Origin of the sequence: Helcobacillus sp. ACRRO (assembly GCF_022347125.1) — a bacterium.
GTDB classification, from domain to species: Bacteria; Actinomycetota; Actinomycetes; order Actinomycetales; family Dermabacteraceae; genus Helcobacillus; species Helcobacillus massiliensis.
In genome coordinates this window covers 94,360-112,157 of the sequence record NZ_JAKRNG010000003.1, presented here as the reverse complement: position 1 = coordinate 112,157, position 17,798 = coordinate 94,360, and the positions used below count along the sequence as shown (strand labels likewise).

General features: G+C 69.4%; 14 protein-coding genes. 5 read left to right on the top strand and 9 right to left on the bottom strand.

Features of this window, described 5'->3' with window-relative positions; all coding sequences use genetic code 11:
* Positions 1–7: 7 nt before the first annotated feature.
* The 7 genes from rlmB to MHY20_RS01920 all read right to left on the bottom strand — a co-directional run bounded on the left by rlmB (position 8) and on the right by MHY20_RS01920 (position 9,283).
* On the bottom strand, positions 8–952 hold the full coding sequence (rlmB, locus tag MHY20_RS01950) for a 23S rRNA (guanosine(2251)-2'-O)-methyltransferase RlmB (RefSeq protein WP_239374222.1): 945 nt from the start codon (positions 950–952) through the stop codon (positions 8–10).
* A gap of 60 nt (positions 953–1,012) precedes the next feature.
* Positions 1,013–2,452 (bottom strand): cysteine--tRNA ligase, encoded by a 1,440-nt coding sequence (gene cysS / locus MHY20_RS01945; protein ID WP_239374220.1) that lies wholly within the window; start codon positions 2,450–2,452, stop codon positions 1,013–1,015.
* Positions 2,453–2,537: 85 nt separating this feature from the next.
* Positions 2,538–3,041, bottom strand: coding sequence for a phage holin family protein (locus tag MHY20_RS01940; protein WP_183374904.1), 504 nt, complete (start codon positions 3,039–3,041; stop codon positions 2,538–2,540).
* A gap of 37 nt (positions 3,042–3,078) precedes the next feature.
* On the bottom strand, positions 3,079–4,170 hold the full coding sequence (locus MHY20_RS01935; protein WP_239374218.1) for a LacI family DNA-binding transcriptional regulator: 1,092 nt from the start codon (positions 4,168–4,170) through the stop codon (positions 3,079–3,081).
* A 24-nt stretch (positions 4,171–4,194) separates the two neighbouring features.
* A complete protein-coding gene (acs, locus tag MHY20_RS01930) occupies positions 4,195–6,165 on the bottom strand; it encodes an acetate--CoA ligase (protein ID WP_239374216.1) in 1,971 nt (656 codons plus the stop codon).
* A gap of 144 nt (positions 6,166–6,309) precedes the next feature.
* A complete protein-coding gene (locus MHY20_RS01925) occupies positions 6,310–7,713 on the bottom strand; it encodes an L-serine ammonia-lyase (protein WP_239374214.1) in 1,404 nt (467 codons plus the stop codon).
* Positions 7,714–7,732: 19 nt separating this feature from the next.
* A complete protein-coding gene (locus MHY20_RS01920) occupies positions 7,733–9,283 on the bottom strand; it encodes a DEAD/DEAH box helicase (protein ID WP_239374212.1) in 1,551 nt (516 codons plus the stop codon).
* A gap of 207 nt (positions 9,284–9,490) precedes the next feature.
* Here MHY20_RS01920 and panD point away from each other — a divergent pair, with 207 nt between their 5' ends.
* Together panD and MHY20_RS01910 are read left to right on the top strand one after the other, a co-directional pair.
* Positions 9,491–9,898 carry an aspartate 1-decarboxylase gene (panD, locus tag MHY20_RS01915; protein WP_183374914.1) on the top strand — a complete coding sequence of 136 codons (408 nt, stop codon included), beginning with the start codon at positions 9,491–9,493 and terminating at the stop codon, positions 9,896–9,898.
* Between the two features lie 14 nt (positions 9,899–9,912).
* Positions 9,913–10,839: an AEC family transporter gene (locus tag MHY20_RS01910; RefSeq protein WP_239374209.1), complete on the top strand. Its 927-nt coding sequence runs from the start codon at positions 9,913–9,915 to the stop codon at positions 10,837–10,839.
* A 36-nt stretch (positions 10,840–10,875) separates the two neighbouring features.
* Here MHY20_RS01910 and MHY20_RS01905 read toward each other — a convergent pair whose 3' ends face one another.
* Both MHY20_RS01905 and MHY20_RS11705 read right to left on the bottom strand, forming a co-directional pair.
* The gene (locus MHY20_RS01905) at positions 10,876–11,526 is read right to left on the bottom strand and encodes a response regulator transcription factor (protein WP_239374206.1); all 651 of its coding nucleotides are present in this window, start codon (positions 11,524–11,526) and stop codon (positions 10,876–10,878) included.
* A complete protein-coding gene (locus MHY20_RS11705; protein WP_239374203.1) occupies positions 11,523–12,800 on the bottom strand; it encodes a histidine kinase in 1,278 nt (425 codons plus the stop codon). The genes MHY20_RS01905 and MHY20_RS11705 overlap by 4 nt, the downstream gene beginning before the upstream one ends.
* Before the next feature lie 109 nt (positions 12,801–12,909).
* Between MHY20_RS11705 and MHY20_RS01895 the strand changes: the two genes are divergently transcribed.
* The 3 genes from MHY20_RS01895 (at position 12,910) to leuS (ending at position 17,505) form a co-directional block, all read left to right on the top strand.
* Positions 12,910–13,839 carry a CPBP family intramembrane glutamic endopeptidase gene (locus MHY20_RS01895; RefSeq protein ID WP_239374200.1) on the top strand — a complete coding sequence of 310 codons (930 nt, stop codon included), beginning with the start codon at positions 12,910–12,912 and terminating at the stop codon, positions 13,837–13,839.
* A gap of 45 nt (positions 13,840–13,884) precedes the next feature.
* Complete coding sequence (locus MHY20_RS01890; RefSeq protein ID WP_259923428.1) at positions 13,885–14,364, top strand: low molecular weight protein-tyrosine-phosphatase; 480 nt, start codon at positions 13,885–13,887, stop codon at positions 14,362–14,364.
* Between the two features lie 168 nt (positions 14,365–14,532).
* On the top strand, positions 14,533–17,505 hold the full coding sequence (leuS, locus tag MHY20_RS01885) for a leucine--tRNA ligase (RefSeq protein WP_239374194.1): 2,973 nt from the start codon (positions 14,533–14,535) through the stop codon (positions 17,503–17,505).
* Positions 17,506–17,798 lie beyond the last annotated feature (293 nt).

Here is a 17,798-nt window from a genome sequence, read left to right as displayed (position 1 = left end):
GAGCGGCTCAGCGCAGGCCGGCGCGGGCGCGGTGGCCCGCCACCTCGTACAGCACGATCGACGCCGCCACCGACGCGTTCAGCGACTCCGTGGTCGCCGCCATCGGAATGGATGTGATCGCATCGCACTTCTCCCGCGTGAGACGGGAGATGCCCTTGTCCTCCGCACCGATGACCAGCACCAGCGGGTCCGGGGCGAACGTCAGCTCGCGGGGGTTCTGGTCCCCGTCGGCGTCGAGGCCGACGGCGAACACACCGCGCTTCTTGAGGTCGTCGATCGCACGGTTCAGGTTCGTCACCTGCGCCACCCGCACGCGTCCGGCGGCACCGGCGGCCACTTTGTACACGCTGGCGGTCATCTGCGCGGAGCGGCGCTCCGGCACGATCACGCCATGCACACCGAACGCACCGGCGCTGCGGAGGATGGCGCCGAGGTTGCGCGGGTCGGTGATGCCGTCGAGCGCCACGAACAGCGGCGCCTCGAAGCGCTGAGCGGCGATGTCCATCAGTTCGTCGATGTCGGCGTACTCGTACGGCGGGATGGTCAGCACCACGCCCTGGTGGACGGCGCCGTCGGTCATGGTGTCCAGTTCGTTGCGGCTGGCTTCTCGCAGCGGAATGTTCTCCGCCTGCGCGATCCGCATGATCTCGCGCACGCGGTCGTCCACATCCATGCGGATCTGCAGGGTGAGGCCCAGGGACGGCACCTCGTCCCGCATCGCCTCGAGCACGGAGTTGCGGCCTGCGATGTGGGTGGGGCGGTTCGCGATGTCCTTCTGAGCCTTCGGCTTCGGTCGGCGCCTGCCCGTTTTCGCACCGGCGCGGCCGACGGTGTCCTGCGTGCGCTTGTACGCCTTGTGGTACGGGCGGTCCTCCGCCTTGGGGGTGGGGCCGCGGCCGCGCAGACCGCGTCGGCGCTGGCCTCCTGAGCCCTTGGGTGCTGAGCGTGCCATGATTCCTCCGAATCGGATTCGGCGCCGCATCGGCGCGCGCGTGGTGTCGGTGTCGTGTGGTCAGTGGTCGGTCAGCGACCAGCGGGCGCCGTCCGCACCGTCCTCGATGGTGATGCCGGCGGCACCGAGTCGCTCGCGGATGGCGTCGGCCGCCGCCCAGTCCTTCGCGGCGCGCGCCTGGGCCCGCTCCTCGAGCTGCGCGGTCACCAGCGCATCCAACGCATCCTCTGCGGCCGTTCCCGAGGTCCGGGTGCTCTGGGCGCGCCACTGCACTGGGTCCAGGCCCAGCACATCCAGCATGCCGCGCAGGGACGAGACCGTGCGGGCGATCGCCGTCAGGTCCTGCTGTTTCGCGCCGAGGAGGGTGTTGAGGTCCGCGTGGGTGCGGTGGATGACGGCGAGGGCATCGGCCACGGAGAGGTCGTCGTCCATCGCGGCGACGAACGCCTCCGGCAGATCCGCCTCCGCGGGGTCGATCAGCTCCGCCGATGCTGAGGATCCATCGACCGCCTCCACGGCGCGGAGCACGGACGCATCCAGTCGCGCGATGACCGTCTCGGCGTCGCCGAGGATGCGGCTGTTGAACTCCATGTCGGACCGGTAGTGACTGGAGACCATCGCCAGACGGATCGCCTGCGGGGAGGACTGCGTCAGCGCCTCTTCGGCGGTGATGAAGTTGCCGAGGCTCTTGCCCATCTTCATGCCGTCCACGGTGAGCATGCCGGCGTGCATCCAGCGCTGTGCGAACCCGTAGCCGGCGCCGAACGACTGCGCCTGCTCGTTCTCGTGGTGGGGGAAGCGGAGGTCGAGGCCGCCGCCGTGGATGTCGAACGACTCCCCCAGGTACTTCCGGCTCATGGCGGAGCATTCGAGGTGCCAGCCGGGCCGGCCGCGACCGAACGGGGTGTTCCACGCGGCGGACTCCGGCTCGTCGGCCTTCGCCTGCTTCCACAGCGCGAAGTCCCGACGGTCGCGCTTACCGCGCTCGGGGGCTTCGACGTCGTCGATCATGTCATCGAGGGACTGGTTCGTCAGGGAGCCGTACTCCGGCAGGGAGCGGACGTCGAAGTAGACGTTGCCCTCACCGTCGGCGTAGGCGTTGCCGCGGTCGATCAGCAGCTGCATGAAGTCGACCTGTTCGGGCACATGCCCGGTGGCGCGCGGTTCGTAGTCGGGGCGCACAGCACCGAAGCGGTCCATGATCTCGCCGAAGAGGCGCTCGTGCTGGATGGACCAAGCCCACCAGGGGCGGCCCTCCTGCTCGGCGCGGGCGAGGATCTTGTCATCGATGTCGGTGACGTTGCGGACATAGGTGACGTCGTATCCGCTGCGGCGCAGCCAGCGCACGAGGACGTCAAATGCGAGGAAGGTGCGGACGTGCCCGATGTGCGGCCCGTCCTGCACGGTGGGACCGCAGACGTACAGGCCCACCTTCCCCTCCGTCAGCGGAATGAAGTCCGAGAGCGTGCGGGTGGCGGAGTCATGCAGTCGAAGAGTCACCAGGCCAGCATATTCTGCGCGTCTGGGGAACGGAAAAGCGGACCGCCCGCAGGGCGATCCGCTTCTCGATGATGAGGGAGGCGACTCAGGCGCGGGCCTTCGTCTTCTCCACGGAGCGAGCAGCGACCTGCTTGCCGTAGAGCTCCTCGTAGGCGTCGTCGTAGTCAGCGGCGTTCACGGGGCGCTTGCCCTGCACTGCTCCGACGGCGCTGGTGGCGGTTTCGACGGTGGTGGTCGGGCCCTTGATCCTCTTCGCGACCAGGAACGCCGCGAGGCCCAGGATCAGGCCGAGCACGATGAGCGCAGCGGCGACGATGAGGAAGGACAGCCACGGGCTGAGACCCAGGGCCACCAGACCCCATGCGGCGGTGAACAGGAGCATCACCCAGGCGCTGAGCAGGAAGAACACCAGGACGGCGGCAAGGGCGGCGGTGATGCCGGCCTTGACCACGATGTCCGTGATCTCCTTCTTGGCGATGGCGATCTCTCGCTGCACAACGCCGGTGACCTCGGCTTTGATGGACGTGATGAGCTCGCTGATGGATCGCTGGCTCGTCCGCGACGCGCGGTCATTCGAAGAGTTGATCATGAAGAAACCCTATCAGGACTGTGATCTGGTCGTTATGTCAGTCGAGGGTGATCCGGCGGCGCCGCTGCTTCTCCGGGCGGGGGCCCGCCGAGGAGCTGCGGCGCACTTCCAGCCGCGGGGTCACCGCGACGTCGCGGGCCGGACCGTCGTACCCACCGGCGCGCTCCACGATGAACTGCGCCGCCATCGCACCCAGGCGCCGCGAATTCGGATCGATGCTGGTGAGCTGCGCCGTTCCGGAGGCGGCGAGCGAGGTGTTGCCGTAGCCGACGACCGACAGGTCCGCCGGAACGCTGTAGCCCGCCTCGACCGCTGCGGTGAGGACTCCCGTCGCAGTGACGTCGTTCGAGCAGGTGATCGCGGTCGGAACCGAGGAGCCGTTCAGCAGCATCGACCCGGCGGTGCGCCCCACCTGTTCGGAGAAGTCGGCGGGCTCCACACGTGCGCGGTCCTCCAGACCGTGGCGTGCCATGGCCGCGGTGAACGCCTCGGCGCGCTCCTGCGCCACCGTATACCCCACACCGCCCACGTGGGCGATGTCCTTGTGCCCCATCGCCACCAGGTGGTCCACGACGAGGCCGAGGCCGGCCTCGTCGTCGATGCGGACCGTGTCCATGGTGCCGATGTGCTGCTTGGATGCGCCGATCGCGACGATCGGGCGGGAGCCGATGGCGCGGCGCACCACGTCCATATCGGGGAGGTCGGAAGCCATGATGAAGCCGTCCACGCCGAGCGCGGTCAGCGAGGAGATGGTGGACTCGTCCACCGTCACCGGGTACTCCGGGACGCGCTGACGGGTCGGCACCACCACGACCGTGCGCCCGGTGGCCGACAGCTCAATGCGGATGGCCCGCACAAGGTCGGAGATCCACGTGTTGCGCATCGTGTTCACCAGGACGGCGATGACTCCGTTGCGCGCGTCCTCCTCCGAGATGTCCTCGAGGGGGAAGTTGAGGCGCTCAGCGGCTTCGCGGGTGCGCTGCGCGAGGTCCGGTTTGATGTCCGGGGCGCCGCGCAGGGCGCGCACTGCGATCGCACTGGTGATGCCGACGGATTCGGCGACGTCGTTGAGCGATGCCCGCGTCTTCGTCGGGTCGCTCTGGAACGGTTCGGTCTTCTTCTCAGCCATGGCCATCATTGTTCCATCACTTGCTCACTTGCCGGCGAGGCCGCGCTGGATGAGGTCCATCACGGAGGAATCGGCGAGGGTCTGGGTGTCCCCCACCTCGCGGTTCTCGGCGACATCGCGCAGCAGGCGGCGCATGATCTTGCCGGATCGGGTCTTGGGCAGCTCGGTGACGAGCAGGACCTTCTTCGGCTTGGCGATCGGGCCGATCTCCTGGCCTACATGCGCGCGCAGCACCTGCACCGCGTTCTCCTCGCCGCCCTCAGCCTCGACGTCGCCGAGCGCATCCGAGCGGAGGATGACGAATGCGACGACGGACTGTCCGGTGGTCTCGTCGGCTGCGCCGACGACGGCGGCTTCGGCGACCCATGGGTGGGAGACGAGGGCGGATTCGATCTCGGAGGTGGACAGGCGGTGGCCGGAGACGTTCATGACGTCGTCCACGCGACCGGTCACCCAGATGTCCCCGTCGGCGTCCTTCTTGGCGCCGTCACCGGCGAAGTACCGGTTCTCGAAGCGGGACCAGTAGGTGTCGATGAAGCGCTGGTCATCGCCCCAGATGCCGCGCAGCATGGCCGGCCACGGATCGGTGAGCACGAGGAAGCCTGGCTCGTCGGGCTGGACGGCCTCACCGTTGTCGTCGAGAACGTCGGCGCTGATCCCCGGCAGGGGCACCTGCGCACTGCCGGGCTTCAGGGGCGTGACGCCGGGCAGCGGGGAGATCATGATCGCACCGGTCTCGGTCTGCCACCAGGTGTCGACGATCGGGCAGCGGTCACCGCCGATGACGCGGCGGTACCAGCGCCATGCCTCCGGGTTGATGGACTCGCCGACCGTTCCGAGCAGGCGCAGGCTGGAGAGGTCGAACTTCGCGGGGATGTCCTCGCCCCACTTCATGGCGGTGCGGATCGCCGTGGGCGAGGAGTAGAAGGTGGTGACGCCGTACTTCTGGATGACCTCCCACCAGCGGCCCTGGTGCGGGGTGTCGGGGGTGCCCTCGTAGATGACCTGCGTGGTGCGGTTCACCATCGGTCCGTACACCACGTAGGTGTGGCCGGTGATCCAGCCGATGTCGGCGGTGCACCAGTAGACGTCGGAGGACGGCTTGAGGTCGAAGACGTTGCGGTGCGTGTAGGCGGCCTGGGTGAGGTACCCGCCGGTGGTGTGGACGATGCCCTTCGGCTTCCCGGTGGTGCCGGAGGTGTAGAGGATGAACAGCGGGTGCTCGGCGTCGACCGCGACGGGCTCGTGCTCGGTGGATGCGTCCTCGCGCAGTTCGTGCCACCAGTGGTCGCGGCCGTCGGTCCAGGCGACGTCGCCTCCGGTGCGCTTGACCACGAGCACGTTCTTCACGGTGCCCTGCGAGCCCTCGAGGGCGTCGTCCACAGCGGGCTTGAGGGGGAGCGCCTTGCCGCGGCGGAACTGGCCGTCGGCGGTGATGACGGCCACGGCGCCGGCGTCGTCGATGCGCGAGCGGAGGGCGTCGGCGGAGAAGCCGCCGAACACGACTGAGTGGGGTGCGCCGATGCGGGCGCAGGCGAGCATGGCGAACACCGCTTCGGGGATCATCGGCAGGTAGATGGCGACGCGGTCCCCCGTGGTGACGCCGAGGTCCTGCAGGGCGTTGGCCATGCGGGAGACCTCGTCCTTCACCTGGGCGTAGGTGTAGGAGGCGTCGGCGCCGTCCTCGTATTCGGCGAAGAGGGCGACCTGGTCGCCGTGGCCGGATTCGATGTGGCGGTCCACGGCGTTGTAGCAGGCGTTGAGGCGACCGTCGGCGAACCAGCGGGCGAACGGGGCGTTGGAGTAGTCGAGGACCTCGGTGAACGGCTTCGACCAGTTGAGCAGGCGGGCGCGCAGCTCCCAGAACTTCAGGCGATCAGCAGCGGCTTCCTCGTAGAGACTGGGACGCGCGACCGCGTTGGTGGAGAATTCGGAGCTCGGCGGGTAGACGTCCTGGGTCTGCTCAGCGGGTTCCGACGGGTTCTGGGTGGTCATCCTGGCTCTCCTCCACGGGTCCGGGTGCGGCGGTGCTGGTCAGAAGCGCAGGAGCCGACGGGCGTGGTTCCTTCCGCTGTCCGCCGGCTCCTGCGGCGTGACCCTCACAACGCTATCGCATGTGGGCTGAAGCACAGAATCGGGTCAGCACTCGGGCAGCGACACCGGCACCGTGATCGCGAGACCGCCCATTGCGGTCTCCTTGTAGCGCTCGTTCATGTCCTTGCCGGTGCGGCGCATCGTCTCGATGACGGTGTCCAGGGAGACCAGGTGCTCACCGTTGCCGCGCAGGGCGAACCGCACCGCCGTGATCGCCTTGATGGACCCCATCGCGTTGCGTTCGATGCAGGGGATCTGCACGAGGCCGCCCACGGGGTCGCACGTGAGGCCCAGGTTGTGCTCCATCGCGATCTCCGCGGCGTTCTCCACCTGCGGGGGCTTGGCGCCCATCACCTCGGCGAGGCCGGCCGCGGCCATGGATGACGCGGAGCCGACCTCACCCTGACAGCCGACCTCGGCGCCCGAGATCGAGGCGTTCTCCTTGTACAGGGAGCCGACGGCGGCCGCGGCGAGCAGGAAGCGCACCACCGCGTCGTCCTTCTCCTCCTGAGAGTCGAAGTCCAGGAAGTTGAGGGCGTAGAACAGGACGGCGGGGATGATGCCGGCTGCGCCGTTGGTGGGGGCGGTGACGACCCGGCCGCCCGCCGCGTTCTCCTCGTTGACGGCGAGAGCGGCGAGGCTGACCCAGTCGAACTGGCTGTCGCGGCTCTTGTCCGGATCCTCCGCCTGGAGGGACTCGTACCAGCCGGCAGCGCGGCGCTTGACGTTCAGCCCGCCCGGCAGAACACCGGGAGTGTGCATCCCGGCGGTGATGCAGGCGTCCATCGCGGCCCAGATCTCCAGTGCGCCGGCACGGACCTCCTCTTCGGTGCGCCACTGGCGCTCGCGCCACATCATGGCCTGCGAGATGGAGATGCCGTGCTCCTCGCACACGCGCAGCAGCTCAGCGCCGGTGGTGAAGATCGGGTTGACGTCCTCGGCTTCGTCGGCCGCGTCCGCACCTCGCGCGTTGATCTCCTCCTTGGTGAGCACGAAGCCGCCGCCGACTGAGAAGGACGTGCGTGTGGCGATGACTTCGCCGTCGGCGTCCAGGGCGTTGAAGGTCATGCCGTTGGAGTGCTCGGGCAGGAAGGTGAGGGGGTGCACCACGATCGTGGAGGGGCGCAGGGTGACGGGCACCTGCCCGCCGAGCAGCAGCCCGCCCTCCTTCTCGATCTCCTGGGCGCGCTCCCAGCCCTTGACGGGGTCGATCTCACGGGGGTCATTGCCCTCCAGGCCGAGGATGACGGCATCGAGGGTGCCGTGGCCGATGCCGGTGGCGGCGAGGGAGCCGTACAGGTGGACATCGAGGTCATCGAGTCGGGAACGGATGCCCTCATCGGCGAGGATCTCCTGCGCCCACTCGTTCGCGGCGCGCATGGGACCGACGGTGTGCGAGGACGACGGCCCGATGCCGATCTTGAACAGGTCGAACAAGCTGATTGCCATATCTGATCCTTACTGGTCCTTATTTCCCCCGACTGCGTGCACCGCCGGAGCGCTTCGGGCCACCCTGCCCTCGGCCGCGTCCGCCGCCTCGCCCGGCGCCGGAACGGCCGCCCCGCGGGCTCCTGCGCTCGGACGCGCCCTCGCCCTGGCCCCGCCAGGTGCTCGTGGTCGTCCGCCGCTGGTGCCGTCGGCGGGCGCCGCCCCGGCTCCCGGATGCGGCCCCTGCGGCGCCCTCGCCGTCCTGGTCGTAGACGGAGCGCCGCGCCTCGTTCTCGCGGCGCACCTCGGCGCGCCGCTGGTCGGCTCCCCTGCCGCCTCGGATGTCGAGGCGCCGCGGGGCACCCTTGTGCTTGATCATCGCGGGATCCTCCGCGGGTTCGCCCGACGGGGCCCTGCCGCCCACGAAGCGGAGCACCTCATCGTTCTCAGAGGTCACATCATGCCATTGGACGGGGGCTTCCGCTGCATCCAGGAGCCGCGACACGCCGTCCTTCTGGTGCGGGAGGACAAGGGTGACCACGATGCCGTGCGCGCCGGCGCGGGCGGTGCGACCCGACCGGTGCACGTAGTCCTTCGCCGTCTCCGGCGGGTCCACGTGCAGGACGAGGGAGACGTCGTCGATGTGGATGCCGCGCGCCGCAACGTCCGTGGCGACGAGGACGTCGTAGGCGCCGTTGCGGAAGCCGGCGAGGACGTTGGTGCGCATGCCCTGCTGCTTGGAGCCGTGCAGCGCGGCGGCGGGCACCCCGACCTCCACGAGCTCCTGGGCGACTCGCTCCGCGCCCAGCTGCGTGCGGGTGAAGATGAGGGTGCGGCCGTCGCGGGCCGCGATCTGGGCGGTGATCTCGCGCTTGCGCTTGGGGTTGATGGCGTATGCCTCGTGCCGCATCGTCTTCACAGCTGCCGCCACCGGCGTGGTCTCGTGGGTGACGGGGTCCACGAGGAAGTCGTCGACGATCCGCTCCACCTGGTCGTCGAGGGTCGCGGAGAACAGCATCTTCTGCGTGCCCATGGGGATGTTCGCGAGGATCTCCCCGATCTGCGGCAGGAAGCCGAGGTCGGCCATGTGGTCCGCCTCGTCGATCACGGTGGTCTCGATGCAGTCGAGCCCGAGGTCGCCGCGGATCGCGAGGTCCTTCACCCGGCCGGGGGTGGCGACGATGATCGCGACTCCGCGCCTCAGCGCCTCGGCCTGCTTCTCGATGTTCATCCCGCCGGCGACCAGCTGCGCGCGGATGCCGACTGCGCGGGCGAATGGGTGGATGGTGTCGACGACCTGCACCGCCAGCTCGCGCGTGGGCACCAGCACGATGCCGAGCGGGCGCCGCTTGTGCACCCGTCGGCCGCGGAAGCGCGCCGTCATCGCGAGGGTGAACGCGAGGGTCTTGCCGCTGCCGGTCTCAGCGCGGGCGAGGACGTCGCGGCCCGCGAGCGCGTCGGGGAGGATCGCCTCCTGGATCTCGAAGGCGCGGGTGAAGCCGTGGTAGTCGAGTTCGTTGATCAGCTCGGTGGGCAGGGCCATGTCCTCGAAGGGCGTCCCCTTGGAGCGGCGGTTCTTCGCTTTCGGCATCGGTTCCTCCTCTGCGGGCCGGCGCGGCGCGGGTCTGCTGTTCCTCATGCGGGCCGACGGGGCCCTGCCGGCAGGCGCCGGTGAACTCCCCCAGTATCGCAGGAACGGGGCCGGTGGGCCCTGAGCGTGACAGGCCCGTCGCCCCTGCGCGGATGCGGCGAACGCCTCACTGACCGCGGGCGCTTCCGGTGGGACAATGGGGGCATCATGATGCGAACACTGATGACCTCGAAGATCCACCGCGCCACCGTCACCCAGGCGGACCTGCACTATGTCGGCTCCGTGACGGTGGACGCCGACCTGCTGGACGCCGCCGGACTCATGGAGAACGAGAAGGTCGCGATCGTCGACATCACCAATGGTGCCCGTCTCGAGACCTATGTCATCCGCGGGGAGCACGGCACCGGCGAGATCAAGGTGAACGGCGCGGCCGCCCACCTGGTGCATCCCGGTGACCTCGTCATCCTCATCGCCTACGGGCTGATGGATGACGCGGAGGCCGCGGTGCATGAGCCGCGCGTGGTGCACGTGGACGAGAACAACCGCATCGTGGGCATCGGGACCGATCCCGCGCAGCCCGTCCCGGGGATGCCGGGCCAGATCGCGTCGCGGTGAGCCGGCGATCCTGAATGCTCGGAGTTCTCAGCGGCTTCTTCATCATTTCGGTCCTGATCGCGGTCGGCATCGCCGCTGGCCTGACCGGGATCCTCGGCCCGCAGGGGCGGTTCGTGCTGAACCGCATCACCTATTTCGTGGGGACGCCCGCGCTGGTGTTCACCTCACTGATGGATTCGGACCTCTCGATGGTGCTGTCCCCGCATTTCGCTATCGCAGCGATTGCGGCGTTCATGACCGTGGCGCTGACGGGGGCGGCTGCGCAGTTGCTGCTGCGTCGGCGCCCCGAGCACACCCTGGTGACGGCGGTCAGCGCCTCGATGGTGAACTCCGCGAACATGGGCTTCCCGCTGGCGGCGTACGTGCTGGGCGATGTGGCGTTCGCACTGCCGATCGTGCTGTTCCAGATGGCGCTCTTCACCCCGATGTTCCAGTTCGTCCTGCATGCGGTGAAGAGCGGGCAGCGGCCGTCGCTGAAGGCGTTCGCGGCGAACGTTGCGGCGAACCCGACGATCATCGCGGCGGCGATCGGCATCGCTCTGCTGGCGGCGGGGTGGAGCCTGCCCGCGTTCGCCATGGAGCCGATCGAGATCCTGGGCGGGCTGTCGATCCCCGGTCTGCTGATCAGCTTCGGCATGTCGCTGGTGGCCTCGAAGCCGCTCGCGAAGACCGATGGGGTGCGCGCTGATGTGTTTCTGGCGAGCGCGTTCAAGCTGATCGTGATGCCGCTGGTGGCGTTCGGTGCGGCGGCGGTGCTGTTCGGGCTGTCCGGTCATGCGCTGTTCGCGGCGGTCGTGATGGCGGCTCTGCCGACGGCGCAGAACGTGTACGTGACGGCGGCGCACTATGAGACGGCGGAGGAGGTCTCGCGCGATACGGCGCTGGTGACCTCGATCGGCACGATGCTGGTGCTGCTGGCGGTCAGCCCCTTCTTCACCTGAGGGCCGCGCCTCTCCCCGCTCTCCCGCGCGGGGCTCTCAGCGCAGCGCCTTGAACAGGTCGAGGGCGAGGACGGTGCGGTCACGGGCACCGGTTTTGCGCAGCAGAGCGGAGATGTGGTTGCGGACCGTCCCCTCGGCGAGGAACAGCTGCGCGGCGATCTCCTGGTTGGAGCACCCGTCGGCCACCTTTTCGGCAACGCGCCGCTCGGTCGGGGTGAGGACGGTCAGGATGCCCTCCTCCCCCTCTCCGGACGGTGGCGGGGAGTACGCGGCGCGGGCGACGCGCGGGTCGATCACCATGCCGCCGCCGACGGCTGCGCGCAGCGCGTCGGCGAGGGTGGTGGTCGAGGAGTCCTTCAGGAGGAAGCCGGCAGCTCCGGCGGCGATGGCGCCCTGCACGAGGTCGGGTTCGTCGAAGGTGGTGAGCACCAGCACCGGCAGGCCGGGGTGGCGGTCGGCAACGGCCCGGACGAGGTCGATTCCGTCCATGTGGGGCATCTTCGCGTCGGTGAGGACGGCGTCGACGTCGGTGGTGGCGAGAACGGCGAGGGCTTCGTGCCCGTCGGCGGCCTGGGCCGCCACGTCGATGCCGTCCTCGGTGCTGAGCAGGAGGGTGAGGCCGCGGCGCAGCAGCTGCTGGTCGTCGACCACGAGGACACGCAGGGGCGGACGGTCGGTGGAGGTCATGCTGGGGCTCCTTCGGTGGTGGCGAGGGCCTCGCCCGCGGGGACGGTGACGGTGAGGCGGAAGACCCGCCCGGCTCCCTCACCTGCCGGGCGGGCGTCGGCGGTGAGGGTGCCGCCGAGGATGCGGGCGGCGCGGGTGAGGCCGGTGAGTCCGATGCCGCGGTGCTCGGCGGGCAGGAGGCCGACGGGTGCGTCCGCAGCGGGGTTCTGGACAGTGACGGTGACGGTGCCCTCAGCGCGGTCGTGGTGGATGTCGATGGTGACATGGTCGGCGCGGGCATGCCGCAGGGCGTTGGTGAGGCCCTCCTGGACGGTGCGCAGCGACAGGCGCTCCATCGGTTCGGTGAGGGCTGCGCCGGCGAGGTCCTCGGTGAGGGTGACGGTCAGGCCGGTGCGTTCGAAGGAGGCGACGGCGTCCTCAACAGCGGCGATGCCGTGGGACCCGTCGCGGCGGATGGGGCTGAGGGCCCGCACCCAGGTGCGCATCTCCCCCATGGCATCGGAGGCGGTGGTCCGGGCGGTGGCGATCTCCTGCCAGGCCGCCTCGGGTGCGCGGTCGCGCATCCGCTGCGCGAATTCGAGGCTCATGCCGATGAGGGTGAGGCGGTGGCCGAGCCCGTCGTGGAGTTCGGCGGCGGCTCGTGCCCGTTCTTCGGCGAGCATGAGATCGCGTTCGGCGACGCTGCGGCGCGCCAGTTCCTGCAGGGCGCGGTCGCGCTGCGCGACGGCGCGGCGCTCCTCCTCCACGAGGGTCGCGTAGCGGGCGAGGATGACGCCGAGGATGGTGCCGAGGGCGTACACCATCGCCACGGGCAGCACGTTCAGAACAGCGTGGAGGACGGGCGTGCCGAACAGGAGCGGCCCGGCGGCGATGCTGACGGCGGCGTCGATGGCAACGGCAGCAAGGGAGATCCGCCAGGAGGCGTCGAGCACGAGGAGCAGAGTGGAGAGGATCAGCGCTGGTGCGTACAGGCCCAGGTGGCCGAGGAGGGCGCCGGCGGCGAGCAGCGCGAAGACGAGGATCGCCAGCGCGGACCGGATGCGCCTGCTGGTGAGGCTGCGCCGCAGGACCCACAGCAGACCGACGCTGGCTGTGATCGCCGCGATGCCGGTGGCGATCGGTGCGGAAGCGGCGGTGAAGACGGGGGCCGACGGGTCCTCGAGCGCATCGGGGTTCGCGAACTGCAGCACCCCCAGCAGGTAGCAGAACAGGGCTCCGGCCTGCAGGAGCGGCAGGGCGCGGGTGGGGTCGGCGGTGCTCTCTGGTCGGGTCACGGCATGAGCCTATGCGCGGCGGCCGTGCACTGACCCATGACACGGGTCATGGGTGTCGGTGACGAGCGGCACTGAAGCCCCAGGGGCACCGATTCCTAGCGTGGAGGACATGACATCTCAGCCTCCCTCCCCCACCGTTCAGCCCCGCCTTCCGATGTGGGTGCGCATCCTGCTGACCCTTGCCGTGTTCGCTGCGGCCCCTGCCGCGCCGATGCTGGTGCTCGCGCTCCTGCCCGATGCCCATGCCGACTTCGTCGGCGCCGACGACGCCGCGCATATGCGCATCGCACTTCTGGTGTGGCCGCTGGCGCTGGTGGTGTTCGTCGGCGGCTCCATGGCGCTGGTGCGCTGGGCTGACCGTCGCCCGGTCGGCGACCTGGGGCTGCGACCGGGGCCGCGTGCTCTCATCGCCCTGGTCGTCGGCACCGCCGTCTCCGTGGCGATCGCCGCTGCCGCCACCGCGGGCTGGCTGCTGGTGGAGCCGGTGCTGGCGTCCCCGGCGGGGCCCGCCACGGCGGAGGAGGCCGCGCTCGGCGCCCCCGCCGCTCTGGCGCAGATCCCCGCCTGGCTGCTGCTCGCCTACATCCTGGTTCGGTCCTTCGTTCTGCAGGGCATCGGCGAGGAGGTGCTGATGCGCGGCTATCTGCTTCAGTCGCTGCGGTCACGGCCCCGTCGGGCAGTGTTCATCGCCGCGGTGGTGTTCACCCTGCCGCACCTGGGGAGCTCGGGCGGCCAGCAGGGACTGATCGGGCACCTGTCGTATCTGACGATCCCGTTCGGGTTCTCCCTCACCGCCGCCGCCCTCGGGATCCTGCTGCGCAGCGTCTGGGCCGCGGCCGGCATCCACGGCGGCTTCCATCTCGGCATGGCGGTGCTCGGCGTGGGCGGGGCTCCGCTCACCTCCCCCTGGATGTTCCTCATCCTGGGAGCGGCGCACGTCCTGGTGGGCCTCGTCCTGCTCACCCGCGTCAGCCCGGCGCGCTGGGCTGAGGTCGCCGTGCACGGCCCGTACGCCCATCCGGTGCACGGCTCGATCTGAGAGCATGACGGTTCACCGTGACTGCTGTGTGGAGGAGATCGGATCGTGCACCTGTACTTCGTCTGTTGGGGGAACATCTGCCGCAGCCCGATGGCTGAGCGCATCGCGCAGGAGTGCGCCCGCGAGCATCTGACCGCCTCCGAGCTGGAGGAGCTGAGCATCGAATCCTTCGGCGTGTCCAGCGAGGAGCTCGGCAATCCCATCGACCACCGCGCCCGGGTGGAGCTGCGCCGCCACGGCATCGATGCGGACAACCACCGGGCCCGCCAGATCACCGAGCACGATGTGCGGGAGGCGGACCTCATCATCGCGGCGGAGGACTTCCACCTGGAGCGTCTGCGCGCCCTCGGCGCCCGCGAGGACCAGATCGCTCTGGTCACCGACTTCGTCCCCGGTGCGGATGCGGGCGACCCGCTGCCGGACCCGTGGTACGGCGGGGCGGAGAACTTCACCTCCACCATGAACGTGCTGAACGAGGCGATGCCGCGCATCTTCGCGGCCGTGAAGGAGCGCCTGCAGGCGTGAGGTGATCCGCGCTGGACCGATCCGATGTCCAGCGGGCGGCTTCGGTAGTCTGGGAGCACCGCCAACGCCGGCTGCTCCCCCACCCCACCGGGATGCTCACCCATCCAGCTGGGCCCCTGTGCGCGGGAGCATCCGTCGGCCGACCCGCTCAGACGCACAAGGATTGGGATGACTGACGCACCGCATCGCTACAACGCCGATCTCGCCGGCTCCATTGAGGAGCGCTGGCAGGCCTTCTGGAAGGACAACGGCAGCTTCCACGCCGTGGACCCCGAGGGCGAGTTCGCCGGCGACGGCTCCCCGCTCCCGGAGAAGTCCTTCATCATGGACATGTTCCCCTACCCCTCCGGCAAGGGTCTGCACGTGGGGCACCCCCTGGGCTACATCGCCACCGACGTGCTGGCCCGCTACGAGCGGATGAAGGGCAAGAACGTCCTGTACACGATGGGCTACGACGCGTTCGGCCTGCCCGCTGAGCAGTACGCCATCGAGACCGGCACCCACCCGCGCACCACCACTGACGAGAACGTGGCGAACATGTCCCGCCAGCTGTTCCGCCTCGGCCTCTCGCATGACCTGCGCCGCGCCCTGCGCACCACCGACGCCGACTTCGTGAAGTGGACGCAGTGGATCTTCCTGCAGCTGTTCGAGTCCTGGTACGACCCGACGGCCGAGAACGTCGACGGCGTCACCGGCCGCGCCCGCCCCATCAGCGAACTGAAGGGCGCGATCCAGAACCGCGAGGTGGATCCGTGGGCGATGGCGGAGAGGCTCGGCATCGAGCTGCCGCAGCACTGGATCGAGCGCAAGCCCTCCCCGAAGCACTGGATCGAGGGCGACTCCACCCCGTTCGACTTCCTGGTGCAGTACACCCCCGAGCAGATGCAGGAGCTGGTGGACTCCTTCCGCCTCGCCTACATCTCCGACACCCCGGTCAACTGGTGCCCGGGACTCGGCACCGTGCTGGCGAACGAGGAGGTCACCGCCGACGGGCGCTCCGAGCGCGGCAACTACCCGGTCTTCAAGCGCCGCCTGCGTCAGTGGAACATGCGCATCACCGCCTACGCGGACCGCCTCGTGGACGATCTGGACCGCGTGGACTGGCCGGAGTCGATCAAGCTGATGCAGCGCAACTGGATCGGCCGCAGCCACGGCGCCCAGGTGCGCTTCCGCTTCGCCGACGCCCCGTCCGCCCTCGCCGGCGGCGAGTTCGAGGTGTTCACCACCCGCGCCGACACCCTCTTCGGCGCCACCTTCTGTGCGCTCTCCCCCGAACACGCTCTGATGGCGGACCCGTCGGCCCTGCCCGACTCCTGGCCGGACGGCACGAAGGACGCCTGGACCGGCGGCGCCGCCACACCCGCCGAGGCGGTCCGCGCCTACCAGCAGCGCGCCGCCTCCCTCACCGACGACGACCGCACCGACGAGGACCGCCCCAAGACCGGCGTGTTCACCGGCCTGTTCGCCGTCAACCCGATGGACGGGCGGAAGATCCCCGTGTTCGTCGCCGACTACGTGCTCATCGGCTACGGCACCGGCGCCGTCATGGCGGTGCCGGCCGAGGACGAGCGCGACTACGCGTTCGCTTCGGCGTACGACCTCGACATCATCCGCACCGTCCAGGTCCCGGACGACTTCGAGGAGGGCCGGGCCTACACCGGTGACGGCGAGAAGATCAACTCCCGCAGCGACGAGCTGGACCTCAACGGCCTCGGCATCGACGACGCGAAGCAGAAGGCCCTCGAGTACGCGATCGAGAAGGGCTTCGGCCGCGCCCGCACCACGTATCGTCTGCGCGACTGGCTGTTCTCCCGCCAGCGCTACTGGGGTGAGCCGTTCCCCATCGTGTACGCCAAGGACGACCCCACCACCCCGATCCCGCTGCCGATGGAGCACCTGCCCGTGCCGCTGCCGGAGCTGGACGACTTCTCCCCCACCGCGCTGGATCCGAACGACACCGACACGGAGCCGCAGACCCCGCTGAGCCGCAACCAGGACTGGGTGAACGTGCGTCTGGACCTCGGCGACGGCGAGAAGGACTACATCCGCGAAACGAACACGATGCCGAACTGGGCCGGCTCCTCCTGGTACGAGCTGCGCTACACCGACCCCACGAACGAGGATGAGCTCACCTCCCGCGCGAACGAGGAGTACTGGATGGGGCCGCGCAGTGTGGGCTCCGTGGGCGGTGTGGACCTGTACGTGGGCGGTGTGGAGCACGCCGTGCTGCACCTGCTGTACGCCCGCTTCTGGCACAAGGTCCTGTTCGACCTCGGCCACCTGTCCAGCCAGGAGCCGTTCCATCGCCTGTTCAACCAGGGCTACGTGCAGGCCTACGCCTACACCGACGCCCGCGGCGTGTACGTCCCCGCTGAGGAGGTCGTAGAGGAGGCCGACGGCACCTTCACCTACAACGGCGAGAGGGTCTCCCAGGAGTACGGCAAGATGGGCAAGTCGCTGAAGAACTCGGTGACCCCGGACGACATGTACGCCCAGTTCGGCGCGGACACCTTCCGCGTGTACGAGATGTCGATGGGCCCTCTTGACCAGTCCCGTCCGTGGGAGACCCGCGCCGTGGTCGGCGCTCAGCGCTTCCTGCAGCGCCTGTGGCGCCTCGTCATCGACGAGGAGACCGGTGAGGTCATCGCCGGTGACGGCGAGGCCGACGCCGCCACCCTCAAGGCCCTGCACACCACGATCGATGCGGTCACCGTGGAGATGGACAACATGCGGTTCAACACCGCGATCTCCAAGATGATTGAACTGGTCAACCAGCTCACGAAGCTGATGACCGCCGGCACCGCGGTTCCGCGCAGCGTGGTGGAGCCGCTGATCCTGATGGCGGCGCCGCTGGCGCCGCACATCGCGGAGGAGATGTGGCACCGCCTGGGCCACGAGGAGTCCCTGGTGCGGGCGCCGTACCCGTCGGCCGATGAGGCCTACCTCGGCGCGGACGAGATCACCGCGGTGGTCCAGGTGAAGGGCAAGGTCCGCCACCGCCTGCAGGTGCCGGCGGACATCACCGCGGAGGACCTCGAGGCCCGCGTGATGGCCGAGGACCGTGTGAAGGAGCTGCTGGAGGGCCAGGAGCTGCGCAAGGTGATCGTGCGCGCCCCGAAGCTCGTCAACCTGGTGATCTGAGGCGGCGCCGGGGCCGTGCGACACCGACATCACCCCCTGCCTCAATAATTCAGCCCCAAATCTCCCGACAACCAGACTGACGAGAATATAGGCCGGGCCATCGCTCACGTGATGGCCCGGCCTACTCGTACAGAGGGGAGTCAGAGGCGTCGTCCGCTCCCAACACCCCGAATCACGGGAACAGTGAAGACCCCGGCCACGACTGCGGCGACACCCCAAATGACAATATTATTCGGTAGCAATGCACCGCCGGTCGCGAAGGAGAATATCGCTGCCAAGAGGAGCGTAGTCGT